The organism is Exiguobacterium sp. SH1S1 (assembly GCF_004337245.1).
GTDB classification, from domain to species: Bacteria; Bacillota; Bacilli; order Exiguobacteriales; family Exiguobacteriaceae; genus Exiguobacterium; species Exiguobacterium aurantiacum_A.
The window spans coordinates 189,968-201,840 of record NZ_SJUZ01000001.1 but is presented as its reverse complement, the minus strand read 5'-3'; the positions used below and the strand labels follow the sequence as shown (position 1 = coordinate 201,840).

At 52.2% G+C, this 11,873-nt stretch carries 11 protein-coding genes and 1 pseudogene; 9 read left to right on the top strand and 3 right to left on the bottom strand.

What is annotated here, in order from left to right:
• Nucleotides 1-4: 4 nt before the first annotated feature.
• The 4 genes from EVJ23_RS01070 (at nt 5) to spo0A (ending at nt 3,867) form a co-directional block, all read left to right on the top strand.
• Nucleotides 5-826 carry a TlyA family RNA methyltransferase gene (locus EVJ23_RS01070; protein ID WP_070327061.1) on the top strand — a complete coding sequence of 274 codons (822 nt, stop codon included), beginning with the start codon at nt 5-7 and terminating at the stop codon, nt 824-826.
• 148 nt (nt 827-974) lie between these two features.
• Complete coding sequence (ahrC, locus tag EVJ23_RS01065; protein WP_016510386.1) at nt 975-1,424, top strand: transcriptional regulator AhrC/ArgR; 450 nt, start codon at nt 975-977, stop codon at nt 1,422-1,424.
• A 13-nt stretch (nt 1,425-1,437) separates the two neighbouring features.
• Complete coding sequence (gene recN, locus EVJ23_RS01060; protein ID WP_070327062.1) at nt 1,438-3,135, top strand: DNA repair protein RecN; 1,698 nt, start codon at nt 1,438-1,440, stop codon at nt 3,133-3,135.
• Entirely contained in the window at nt 3,136-3,867 is a 732-nt protein-coding gene (spo0A, locus tag EVJ23_RS01055) for a sporulation transcription factor Spo0A (protein ID WP_131439845.1), read from the top strand. It begins immediately after the preceding gene.
• A 154-nt stretch (nt 3,868-4,021) separates the two neighbouring features.
• Here spo0A and EVJ23_RS01050 read toward each other — a convergent pair whose 3' ends face one another.
• The 3 genes and pseudogenes from EVJ23_RS01050 to EVJ23_RS01040 all read right to left on the bottom strand — a co-directional run bounded on the left by EVJ23_RS01050 (nt 4,022) and on the right by EVJ23_RS01040 (nt 5,438).
• The gene (locus EVJ23_RS01050; RefSeq protein WP_131463726.1) at nt 4,022-4,246 is read right to left on the bottom strand and encodes a hypothetical protein; all 225 of its coding nucleotides are present in this window, start codon (nt 4,244-4,246) and stop codon (nt 4,022-4,024) included.
• Nucleotides 4,247-4,276: 30 nt separating this feature from the next.
• A pseudogene (locus EVJ23_RS01045) lies at nt 4,277-4,621 on the bottom strand (IS1595 family transposase); the annotation flags it as partial.
• 568 nt (nt 4,622-5,189) lie between these two features.
• On the bottom strand, nt 5,190-5,438 hold the full coding sequence (locus tag EVJ23_RS01040; protein WP_016510497.1) for a DUF2627 domain-containing protein: 249 nt from the start codon (nt 5,436-5,438) through the stop codon (nt 5,190-5,192).
• A 132-nt stretch (nt 5,439-5,570) separates the two neighbouring features.
• On the opposite strand from EVJ23_RS01040, the gene EVJ23_RS01035 reads away from it, so the two are divergent.
• From EVJ23_RS01035 to lpdA, 5 genes are all read left to right on the top strand, one after another.
• The gene (locus EVJ23_RS01035; protein WP_131463724.1) at nt 5,571-7,208 is read left to right on the top strand and encodes a sigma 54-interacting transcriptional regulator; all 1,638 of its coding nucleotides are present in this window, start codon (nt 5,571-5,573) and stop codon (nt 7,206-7,208) included.
• Nucleotides 7,209-7,330: 122 nt separating this feature from the next.
• A complete protein-coding gene (gene yqiS, locus EVJ23_RS01030; RefSeq protein WP_131463722.1) occupies nt 7,331-8,227 on the top strand; it encodes a phosphate butyryltransferase in 897 nt (298 codons plus the stop codon).
• A 24-nt stretch (nt 8,228-8,251) separates the two neighbouring features.
• Nucleotides 8,252-9,373, top strand: a complete 1,122-nt coding sequence (locus EVJ23_RS01025) for a Glu/Leu/Phe/Val family dehydrogenase (RefSeq protein WP_131463720.1) — start codon at nt 8,252-8,254, stop codon at nt 9,371-9,373.
• Nucleotide 9,374: 1 nt separating this feature from the next.
• A complete protein-coding gene (gene buk / locus EVJ23_RS01020) occupies nt 9,375-10,466 on the top strand; it encodes a butyrate kinase (RefSeq protein ID WP_131463718.1) in 1,092 nt (363 codons plus the stop codon).
• Nucleotides 10,450-11,859 carry a dihydrolipoyl dehydrogenase gene (lpdA, locus tag EVJ23_RS01015; RefSeq protein WP_131463716.1) on the top strand — a complete coding sequence of 470 codons (1,410 nt, stop codon included), beginning with the start codon at nt 10,450-10,452 and terminating at the stop codon, nt 11,857-11,859. Before buk ends, lpdA begins: the two co-directional genes overlap by 17 nt.
• Nucleotides 11,860-11,873 lie beyond the last annotated feature (14 nt).

Sequence of the window (11,873 nt, the reverse complement as noted above, 5' to 3'; positions counted from 1 at the left end):
AATTATGGAAAAACGAAATAAAACAAGATTAGATGTATTGCTCGTCGATCGCGGATTAGCGGAGACGAGAGAGAAAGCGAAACGGGCCGTCATGGCCGGAATCGTATACAGCGGGACGGAGCGGCTCGATAAAGCCGGCGATAAAGTGTTTGACGACATCCCGCTCGAAGTCAAAGGGCAGACAATGCCTTACGTCGGCCGTGGCGGGCTAAAGCTTGAAAAAGCACTCCAAGTGTTCCCGCTCGACGTCTCCGGGCGTATCGGGATCGATATCGGCTCGTCGACGGGTGGTTTTACCGACTGTGCCCTTCAAAACGGGGCGACGCAAATGTATGCGGTCGACGTCGGTTACAATCAGTTGGCTTGGAAGCTTCGGAGCGACGAACGTGTTGTCGTCATGGAACGGATGAACTTTCGGCACGCAACGAACGAGCAGTTCCCGATTCAACCCGACTTTGCGACGATTGACGTCTCGTTCATCTCGCTTCGGCTGATGATTCCGCCGTTAAAACAAATTTTAAAACCGGACGGTGTCGTCATGGCGCTCATCAAGCCTCAATTTGAGGCCGGTAAAGCGGATGTCGGAAAAAAAGGCATCGTTCGGGACCGGTCGATTCATGAACGCGTCGTCAATGAGATGGTCCGCTACTTCGCATCTGAAGGGTTCTGGGTCGAAGGGCTCGACTTCTCGCCGATCACTGGCGGTGACGGCAATATCGAATTCTTGCTGTTCGCCCGTTACACGGGGATCGGTGGGGTCGAACCAGCTCTCGACGTGTCAGCGGTCATCGACAAGGCACATACTCAACTGAAGAAAACCGTATGAACAGCTGCAGACGATTTGTCTGCAGCTGTTTTTAAAGGTGGTTGCTCACCATATCTTTCCTTTTCAACCTTGGAATGGTAGACCTTTTTTCGTCAATACTTTAGAATGATACTGTATATGTGAAACGAAAAATGAGGTGTCAGGGCGTATGAACAAAGGACAACGATTGATTAAAATTCGAGAAATCGTTACGAATCGTGAAATTGAGACCCAAGATGAACTCGTGGACGAACTCCATCGGTCTGGTTACCCAGTGACGCAGGCGACAGTGTCGCGTGACATTAAAGAACTTCATCTCGTCAAGGTGCCGCTCAACGACGGCCGCTATAAGTATAGTCTGCCGGCCGACCAGCGCTTCAACCCGTATGGCAAGATGAAACGGATACTCGGAGACAGCTTCGTCTCAGTCGACTCGGCCCAAAACTTGGTCGTCATGAAAGTGTTGCCCGGTAATGCGGACGCGATCGGCGTCTTGATTGACCACTTGTCATGGGATGAATTGATCGGGACAGTGTGCGGGGATGATACGATCTTGATGATTGCGCGGGATGAGGACCAGGCGAAGCAGATCATCGAACGACTACTCGGAATGTTATGAGGTGAATTATCAGATGTTAGCAGAACTATCGATCAAACAATTTGCGATCATCGATGAATTGAACGTCACGTTCAAGCGCGGGATGACCGTATTGACCGGAGAGACCGGGGCGGGAAAATCAATTCTCTTGGATGCGATCGGACTGCTCGTCGGAGGACGAGGTTCGAGTGAATTCGTGCGTTACGGTCAAGATAAAGCGGAAATCGAAGGGCTGTTCGTAGTCGAACCCGATCACTTGATCATCGAGGCGGCGACGCAGTACGGAATCGAGATCGAGGAAGGGACCGTCATTTTGCGCCGTGATTTACATAGTAGCGGTAAGAGTGTGTGTCGTGTCAACGGCAAAATGATGCCGCTGTCGACGTTGCGTGAGTTGGGACGTCTCTTGGTCGATATTCATGGACAACACGAGCACCAACATTTGATGGATGCCGAGCATCATCTCGGCATATTGGACAGTTTCGGCGAAACGGATCTGGCCCCGTTGTTAGCGCGTTATCACGAGACGTACACCGATTGGAAACGTGTCGCTGATGAACTGAAACGACTCAGTCAGAGCGAGCAGGAATTGGCCCAACGAATGGACTTATTATCGTTTCAAACGAATGAAATCGACGCGGCCGAGCTCAAAGTCGGGGAAGAGCAGGCGTTGACTGAAGAACGGAACGAACTTGCAAACTTTGAACGGATTCATCAGCACGTCCGCTTGTCCTACGACGCCGTTGCGGACGAGGGGAAAGGGATTGATCAAATCGGCATCGCGATGCGGGAGATGGAAGAAGGTTCGGCGCTCACGGCATCACTTGCGCCGATGGCCGAGATGATCTCGAACGCATACTTCCTGCTTGAAGACGCCAAGTTCCAATTGCGCGACCAACTCGATTCGCTTGAATTTGATCCGATCCGGCTCGATGAGATTGAAACGCGCCTCGCGTTGTTCCAACAATTGAAACGGAAATACGGGGCGACGATTGACGACGTCATCACGTACGGAGAAAAAATCACAGAAGAGTTAAAAACGATGACAAATCGGGAAGAACATCTTCAAGAAATAACAGATCGTCTCGACAGGCTCGAACATTTGATGCGTTCGGCCGGCCTCGAGTTGTCGGCAGCAAGGAAACGAGCAGCCGGCGAGCTTGAGAAGGCAATTCAGCGTGAGTTGAAAGAGCTCTATATGGAGAAGACGAAGTTTGAGGTCCGATTCAAAGAAGTGTCGTGCAAGGCGGACGGGCTCGATCAAGTCGAATTCTATATGATGACGAACGTCGGAGAGCCGTTCAAGCCGCTAGCGAAAGTCGCCTCAGGCGGAGAGCTGTCACGGGTCATGCTCGCGTTAAAATCGATTTTCTCAAGGACGGTCGGTGTCGCGTCAATTATTTTTGACGAAGTCGATACGGGTGTCTCGGGACGGGTTGCCCAAGCGATGGGGGAGAAGATTTTCCGCTTGTCGGTCGGTTCACAAGTGCTTTGTATCACGCATTTGGCCCAAGTGGCCGCCATGGCGGATCATCACTTGTATATTACGAAGACCGAGACGGACGAACGGACGAAGACAAACGTCGCCGCGCTTAGCCATGAGGACCGCATCGATGAACTCGGAAGAATGATTGCCGGTGCGCAAATGACCGATCTGACGAAACAGCATGTGGAGGAGCTGCTTGATATGTCCCTCCAATTAAAACGGAAGTTTATCGAAGGAGTGTCTTAATTGATTACATTATGCATTGCGGACGACAATCGTGAAATCGTCGACTTGTTGACTCGACAACTTGAGTCCGAGTCCGACTTGAAAGTCGTAGGGACCGCTTTCGACGGCGAAGCATGCTTAGACGTCGTCAAGACACACCAGCCGGATGTGCTACTGCTAGATATCATCATGCCGCATCTTGACGGGATCGGTGTGCTAGAACGGCTTCAAGTAGACTTGCCAAACACGAAGCCGGAAGTCATCATGCTCAGCGCTTTCGGGAAAGATGAAGTCACGAAACAAGCCGTTCAACTGGGTGCTTCTTATTTCTTGGTCAAACCGTTCAACATTCAACAACTGATTTCTAAAATCCGCGAGCTGGCTGCGGGTTCAAGCCGCGAGTTCGAACCGATGTCGCCAGAAGAACTCGACATCTCGCTCTTGTTGCAACAGCTCGGCATCTCGCCGCGGATCAAAGGATTTAAGTATATCCGCCAAGCGGTCGTCTATGTGAGGGAGCGGCAAGAACTTTTAGGGTTGATCACAAAGGAATTGTATCCGATGATCGCCAAAGAACATGAGACGACGTCGTCTCGGGTCGAGCGGGCGATGCGTCACGCGATTAAGACGGCTTGGGAAAACGGGATGCGGGATCACGAGATGTTTGACGGTCGTCCAGAGCGAGAGCGCAGCCCGAAAAACTCAGAATTTATTTCGTATTTCGTAACGTACCAATCGTTCAAACAACAGTGAAGGAGTCAGGGGAATCCCCTGATTTCTTTTCTTTTTTATGGGCTCTGTTAAAGGTTAATGTTGTTTTTACTATATAAAAAAGGACTTCCGATTAATATAGAAGTCCCTTTGGTTGTTTCTATTGTCCTTATCAATTCACCCTTTTGTTGAGATTCTATATACCATCCTTTTTTTTCTTATTGGGAAATAAAAAGGAAACCAAAATCAAAATAATACCTATCGCAAAACCTGTCAAGGATATAGCATTAAGTGTGCTTAAAGATAAGTTCTGAGCTAAACCTGATATCTCCAACACTAGTCTTATAACTTGACCTAGTATTACTATCGCAAATGCAATCCACTGAATAATAGTTCGTTTACTGTTATCTTTACGTTTCATACGTCACAACCTTCCAATAAAGAAATATAATTATTTCGTGAATTTGGATAACCCAAGTGTATCATAGGTTTCCTTATTTGGAATAAAATTCCCTTTTATTATGAAGTCATTCATCGTGACTTCCTTTCGTTGGTGATGAATACTTCCTAGTAATTGAAACCAAGCAAGGTAATTGTTCAAATACTTGGTCGTAACGCCATTAAACCGTTGTATCCACCCTTTTAGCCTACGGTGGTAATTATTGACGTTTTGTTAAAGCCCCTTCGTACGAACCTTTCCATCAGATTTGAATTGGTAAATAGCCATCCCTTTTTTAGCAGCATATGTTTTAAAAGCACGCCAAGAATCCGTGCATAATACGTTCTTAAAAGAAAGCGCTTGCATTTTTGATGATTCTTGTTATAATAAAGGTGTACCAAGTTACTTGGACGAGCGTCAGATGAACGCTTTCTAACATGTTCCGGAACAGGTTAGAGCAAGAAATCATCTCGGCTCGCTATCCGTTAATAGCTCAGAGGTGCGAACGACATCTCAAATCGTTATTGTTCCGACGAGAGGTCGCGACATTCGCTCATTTGCGAGACGATTCCGACATCGGTTCGAAGCTAGGGACCCATGTCAGGGTAAAACGAATCGTTCAGTTGACCAAAAGGAGTGTTGTCAATCGTTGAACATCTCATGGCAAGCGTTCGACTTCACAATGGATGGTTGGACATGACCCGATGAATATTTGTTAGTAACTCGAATGAGTACGTTTCCGTTCACGCAAGACGGCAGTTACTAATTTCTTTCAAACTTCTTCATTAAGAAGACCATTGGATCTCATGTCAAAGCAGTATAGCAAGTCTGAAAGGAGATCATCCGTAGTGATCACAATTCAATATGAATAAAAAGGTTCCGCACTTGAAATGAAGTCAAGTTAGGGAACCTTTTTTTTGTGTGTTCAAGAATCTATTCGTGGGACTTTTCCTGTCTTCTTGTCGCGATTAAAGATATACCCTGCAACGAAACCGATACCGCCCATTGCCAGTAACAGACCGAACGTTCCTTGCAACATCGATGCTGCAGCAACCGACTCGATCCATGTGAATGGGGCACTCGTTTTTAAAAAGAAGCTGTCACGTAAAAGCTTGATGCCGTAAACGCCGAATAGGCCTGGGATGATTAGGATCAGAAGCGCGATCACACGCATAGTATCTCCTCCTTTTCCACTCATTATTTTAACAGAAAACGAGAGCGGAGACACTGCCTTTTTCGAAGAGTTGCGAAAAGGAAGGCGGTTGAGTAGCATGAATATAGATTAGGAAAATGGGGGATTTTAAAAATGAATAAACGATTGTTGATTGTCGGAGCGGGGAAAGGCGGGACCGAGGTGCTCAAGATGCTCCTTGATTCCCCACTCGTCACCGTCGCTGCCGTCATCGACTCGGACATAGCGGCAGAGGGATTGAAGCTAGCACGGAGTTGGGGCATCCAGACTTCGAGCGATTGGCGCGCGTGTGCCGACAAAAAAGTCGACTTTGTGATCGAGACGACCGGACAGAGCGAGACGTTCGTTGAACTGAAGGACCATTTTTCGGAGGCGGTCGTGCTGCCAGGCGAGTTTATCCGGATCGTCGTCGAGCGGCTGAAGCAGAACCAACAGATGCTCGAAGCGATCATCGACTGTACGAGCGAGGCGATCTCGGTCGCCGACCATAACGGGAATACGATTTTAATCAATCCGTCCTATACCCGCTTGACCGGATTTAAAAAAGAAGATGTCGTTGATAAACCGGCGACGGCCGACATTGGAATGCAGGAGAGCGTGCACTTGAAAGTTTTATCGACCGGTCAAGGCGTACGTGATATTCGGATGCAGATCGGGGCGACGCGCCGAGACATCCTCGTCAACGCCGAACCGATTGTGGTCGAAGGGAAGCTGCGCGGTTCCGTCGGCGTCATTCGCGACGTGTCCCAAATTCGGGCGTTGCGTGATGAGTTGAAGGAAGCGAAGACGCGGATTCGCAACTTGGAGGCGAAATATCAATTTACAGATATCATTGCGACGAGCGAAGCGATGCGCTTTGTCATCGAACAAGCCCGCCTAGCGGCACTCACGCCGGTCACCGTGCTCATACGCGGCGAGTCCGGCACCGGCAAAGAACTGTTCGCCCACGCCATCCACGGCGAATCGCCACGGAAGTTTAAAAAGTTTGTCCGGGTCAACTGTGCAGCCATCTCGCCGACGCTGTTAGAGAGCGAACTGTTCGGGTATGAGGACGGTGCGTTCAGCGGGGCAAGGCGCGGCGGGAAAGTCGGCTATTTCGAGGAGGCGGACGGCGGATCTTTGTTTTTAGACGAGATTGGCGAACTCCCGGTCGACGTTCAAGTCAAGCTGCTCCGTGTCCTCCAAGAACATGAAATCGTTCGAGTCGGGGGCACGAACGCGATCCCGGTCGATGTCCGGATCATCGCGGCGACGAACGCGAACTTAGAACAGAAAGTGGCGGACGGGACGTTTCGTGAGGATTTATATTATCGGATCAACCGGATGCCAATCCACATCCCGCCGCTCCGTGACCGGCTTGAAGAGATCGAGCCGCTTTGCGAGCGGATCATCCGTAAACTGAATCAAGAGTACGGTCGACTCGTCCACGGGGTCGATCAAGCTGCGATTGAACTATTAAAGAGTCAATACTGGAAAGGGAACGTCCGTGAGCTTGAGAATGTGATTGGCCGGGCGATGATTTATATGGCAAGTTCTGAGCAATGGATCGCTCCCCATCACCTTCAACTATCGACACGGACCGTCACGGCGCGATCAGTCGAAGCCGTATCGCTTCAAGACGCCGTCGCTCGCTATGAACGAGATTTGATCGACCGGGCGATCGCTGAAGCGGACGGGAACAAATCAGAAGCAGCGCGGCGGTTACACATCTCGATCCGGACGCTGTATAATAAACTTGAACGTCTGCAGTAATATGCATGCATAATTTTGCTTACTATGTAATATATTGCAGGGTGGCCCTTTGTTTAAAGCGCTTTCAAAAATGGAAACAAACTTGCATAATATAAAGTGTAGACAGGTTAGGGGGGACAACGATGAACTTTGACAGGATGCTCGAACGGGCAAAACGGTTAGATGGATGCACCGTGTCGATTGCCGGGGCGGCCGACGTGGAAGTGATCCGCGCCGTCAAGCTTGCGACCGACCATGGATTGTCACGATTTATCCTATTCGGTGACGCCCGGGAGATTAAACGCTTGTGTGATGAACATGACATTGCCGAGTCGACGATCGATATTTTGCACGTCAAGGGAGAAGTCGATATCGCCAAACGAGCGACACTTGCGGTTCGCAACGGCGAGGCTGATGTTCTCATGAAAGGAATGGTGTCGACCTCGGTCTTCATGAAGGCGGTGCTCAGCCGGGAGTCGGGACTCAGGACGAGCCGGACGCTAAGCCACGTCGCCTTGTTCCAAATTCCAAATCGGGAGCGGTTGATCGGTGTGACCGACGCGGCGATCCATATCGCTCCGACGCTCGAAGAAAAAGTCGATATCATTCATAACGCGGTCGGCGCGATGCGAGACATCGGTTACGAGTTGCCGCGTGTCGCTGCAATCGCGGCAGTTGAAGTGGTCAATCCGCAAATGACCGCGACGATGGACGCCGCACTCCTTGCCCAGATGAACCGGCGTGGTCAAATCAAGGGTTGCGTCGTCGACGGACCGCTCGCACTCGACAACGCCGTCGACATGATTGCCGCCAAACAAAAAGGAATCGCTAGTGAAGTGGCCGGACAAGCCGACTTATTGCTCGTTCCATACATAGAGGTCGGCAACGTCCTTTATAAATCGATCATGTACTTCGCCGGGGCCAGCGTCGCGGCGATCGTCGTCGGGGCCAGTGCCCCCGTCGTCTTGACAAGCCGGGCCGATACGGCCGAGGCGAAACTTTATTCGCTCGCGTTCGCCCTATTGCACGCTAAAAAATAACTGATGACTCAGGAGGAATAAAAAATGATGGAAACAAACATGGAACCACGCTTTCGAATTTTTGACGTATTGCAGGCTGAAGACTATGAGCAGATCGTATTTTGCCAAGATCAAGCATCAGGCTTGAAAGCGATCATCGCGATTCATGATACGACGCTCGGACCAGCCCTCGGCGGACTGCGGATGTGGAATTATACATCAGAAGAAGAGGCGCTTACAGACGTGCTACGTCTCGCCAAAGGGATGACGTACAAGAATGCGGCGGCGGGACTCAACCTCGGCGGCGGGAAAGCCGTCATCATCGGGAACGCGAAGACGGACAAATCGGAAGCATTGTTCCGTGCCTTTGGCCGCTACGTCCAGTCGCTCAGCGGCCGCTACATCACGGCTGAAGACGTCAACACGACCGTCGCCGATATGGACTTCATCCATATGGAGACCGACTACGTGACGGGCGTCAGCCCAGCGTTCGGCTCGAGCGGCAACCCGTCTCCTGTTACTGCGTACGGTGTCTATCGCGGCATGAAGGCGGCCGCGAAGTGGAAGTTCGGTTCCGACTCGCTCGCCGGCAAGACGGTCGCCGTCCAAGGTGTCGGGAACGTCGCCTATAACTTGTGCCGCCACTTGCATGAGGAAGGCGCGCATCTGATCGTCACGGACATTAACGAAGACGCACTCAAACGTGCCGAGACGGACTTTGGGGCGACAGTCGTCAAACCGGATGAGATTTATGCGGTCGAGTGTGACATCTTCGCGCCATGTGCGCTCGGTGCGGTCATCAACGATGCGACGATCCCGCAACTGAAAGCTCAAATCGTGGCCGGTGCGGCCAACAACCAACTCGCTGAAGACCGTCACGGCGACGTGTTAGAGGAGCGAGGCATCTTGTACGCACCAGACTTCGTCATCAATGCAGGCGGTGTCATCAACGTGGCCGATGAGCTCGAAGGGTACAACCGCGAGCGGGCCATGAAGAAAGTCGACTTGATTTATGACAACATGCAGCGTGTGTTCGAAATCGCTGAACGGGACGGGGTACCGACTCACGTCGCGGCAGAGAAGATGGCCGAAGAGCGCATCGAGATGATGTCGCGTTCGCGCAGCCAGTTCTTGAAAGTCGAAAAGAGCCTGTTAGGTGGGCGCTAACATGACGAGACAACTCGTTCTAGCGATCAACCCGGGATCGACGTCAACGAAAGTCGGTTTATTTGAGGGCTCAGACGAAATTTTGTCGAAAACGGTCCGCCACGGAGAAGATGTCACAGGATTGTCACTCCCGGAACAATTGCCTCACCGGGAGCGAGAAGTACGGGACTTGTTAATTGAATCAGGCATCGCCGGCGAATCGTTGTCGGCGATCGTCGGTCGCGGCGGACTGCTCGCCCCAATGACTTCGGGGACATATGTTGTCAATGAACTCATGCGCGAAGATCTCACGAGCGGGCGCTACGGCGTGCACGCATCCAACTTGGGCGGCTTGATCGCCCATAAGCTCGGTGAATTATTTCAAGTACCGAATTTTATCGTCGACCCGGTAGTCGTTGACGAGATGCATGACCTCGCTCGAGCGACGGGCATGCCAGAAATCAATCGACGGAGCATCTTCCACGCCTTGAATCAAAAAGCCGTGGGCAAGCGCTTTGCCGCAGGAAATGGAAGCGATTACAATGAGCTCAACTTGATTATCGCGCATCTCGGGGGCGGCATCACGGTCGGGGCGCACGCGTCCGGGAACGTCATCGATGTGAACAATGGACTCGACGGGGACGGTCCGCTCGCACCGGAACGAGCCGGCTCGATTCCTGTTGGACAGGTAGTAGAACTATGTTATAGTACCAGGTATAATAAAAACGATATGAAACAGAAAATCGTCGGTCGTGGTGGACTGTATGCGCACCTCGGAACGGTCGACGCCATCGAAATCGAAGACCGGATGACGGCAGGTGACGATAAGGCCGCACTTCTCTATGAGACGATGGCGTACCGAGTCGCCCAAGAGATCTCCAAGCACGGGGCCACGCTGTCCGGGAACGTCGATGCCATCATCTTGACGGGCGGGATCGCCTACTCGGATTGGCTGACCGGGAAGATCAAAGACCGGGTCGGCTACTTGGCACCCGTCCACGTCTATCCGGGTGAGGATGAATTGAAGGCGCTCACGGAAGGGGCCCTTCGGATCATCCGGCAGGAAGAAGCTGTAAAAGCATATGAGGGGGATACACATGGCACGAGAATTTGATGTCATCGTCATCGGCGGCGGACCTGGTGGTTACGTCGCCGCGATCAAAGCGGCGCAGGCCGGTAAGCACGTCGCGATCGTCGAGGCGGAAAAACTAGGCGGGACATGTCTACATAAAGGCTGCATCCCGACAAAAGCGCTCTTGAAGGCAGCGCACGTCTATCAAACGGCGAAACATGGCGAAACGTATGGCGTAGAAGTCGGGACGGTCACGTTCAACATGGGACGGGCACAAACGTTCAAACGAGAGCTCGTCTCCGGCCTTGAGAAAGGCATCGAGCACTTGATGAAGCAAGGGAAAATCGAAGTGTTCCGCGGCAAAGCCTCGATCTTGGGACCGAGCATCTTCTCGCCCCAACCGGGAACGGTCGCGGTCGAGGATGAAACCGGCGAGTCGGAGCTGTTGTTGCCGAACCAGTTGATCATCGCGACGGGATCGATCCCCCGGGAGCTCCCAGGGTTGCCGTTCGATCATGAGCGCATCCTCAATTCAGACGACTTGCTCCGGTTCGAGCAGTTGCCGACGTCCATCGCCATCATCGGAGGCGGCGTCATCGGCGTCGAATGGGCGTCGATGCTGATCGACCTCGATGTCGACGTGACGCTGATCGAGGTCGGCGAACGTCTGTTACCGCTCGAAGACAAGGCCGTCTCGCGAGAAGTCGAGCGACTGCTCAAGAAGCGCGGCGTGCGTGTGAAGAAAAATGTGACGGTCGACCCGGAACGGACGACCGTGTCAGCGGACGATGTCGCGCTCGCGGTCGGTGACGAACAACTTACGGTCGACTGTGTGCTCGTCTCGATCGGTCGGATCGCGAATACGGAAGACCTCGGGCTGCAGAACACGTCGATCATCGTCGAGAACGGCGTCATCCAAGTCGACTCGCAATATCGGACGAAAGAACGTCACATCTTTGCGATCGGTGACTGCATCGGTAAACTCCAGCTCGCCCACGTCGCGTCAGCTGAAGGTGTCAAAGCGGTCGAAGCGATTCTCGGTCAAGAACCGACACCGCTCGACTACAACGTCATCCCGCGCTGTGTGTACGGTGTACCCGAAGTCGCATCGGTCGGATTGACCGAAGAGGCGGCAAAAGCAGCGGGACACGTTGTCAAGACGGGGACGTACCGTTTCAACGGTCTCGGAAAAGCCCGGATCGAAGGACAAGCCGACGGATTCGTCAAGCTGATCTCAGATTCGGACACTGACGACCTGCTCGGAGTCCACATCGTCGGACCGAAAGCGACAGAACTGATCACGGAAGGCGGGCTCGCCCTCGTCTTGAACGCGACGGCTTGGGAGATGGGTCAGCTCGTCCACCCGCACCCGGCACTGAGCGAAGCATTCCAAGAAGCGGCGCTCGCCGTGGACGGGTTACCGATTCACGCCTAAGGAGGAAACAGGAA

What these genes read in the sequence shown, in the direction of transcription:
- EVJ23_RS01070 (WP_070327061.1), top strand. Translation starts at nt 5, where the DNA reads ATGGAAAAACGAAATAAAACAAGATTAGATGTATTGCTCGTCGATCGC.
- lpdA (WP_131463716.1), top strand. Translation starts at nt 10,450, where the DNA reads ATGGCACGAGAATTTGATGTCATCGTCATCGGCGGCGGACCTGGTGGT.
- yqiS (WP_131463722.1), top strand. Translation starts at nt 7,331, where the DNA reads ATGAACTTTGACAGGATGCTCGAACGGGCAAAACGGTTAGATGGATGC.
- EVJ23_RS01050 (WP_131463726.1), bottom strand. Translation starts at nt 4,246, where the DNA reads ATGAAACGTAAAGATAACAGTAAACGAACTATTATTCAGTGGATTGCA.
- ahrC (WP_016510386.1), top strand. Translation starts at nt 975, where the DNA reads ATGAACAAAGGACAACGATTGATTAAAATTCGAGAAATCGTTACGAAT.
- recN (WP_070327062.1), top strand. Translation starts at nt 1,438, where the DNA reads ATGTTAGCAGAACTATCGATCAAACAATTTGCGATCATCGATGAATTG.
- buk (WP_131463718.1), top strand. Translation starts at nt 9,375, where the DNA reads ATGACGAGACAACTCGTTCTAGCGATCAACCCGGGATCGACGTCAACG.
- EVJ23_RS01025 (WP_131463720.1), top strand. Translation starts at nt 8,252, where the DNA reads ATGATGGAAACAAACATGGAACCACGCTTTCGAATTTTTGACGTATTG.
- EVJ23_RS01035 (WP_131463724.1), top strand. Translation starts at nt 5,571, where the DNA reads ATGAATAAACGATTGTTGATTGTCGGAGCGGGGAAAGGCGGGACCGAG.
- EVJ23_RS01040 (WP_016510497.1), bottom strand. Translation starts at nt 5,438, where the DNA reads ATGCGTGTGATCGCGCTTCTGATCCTAATCATCCCAGGCCTATTCGGC.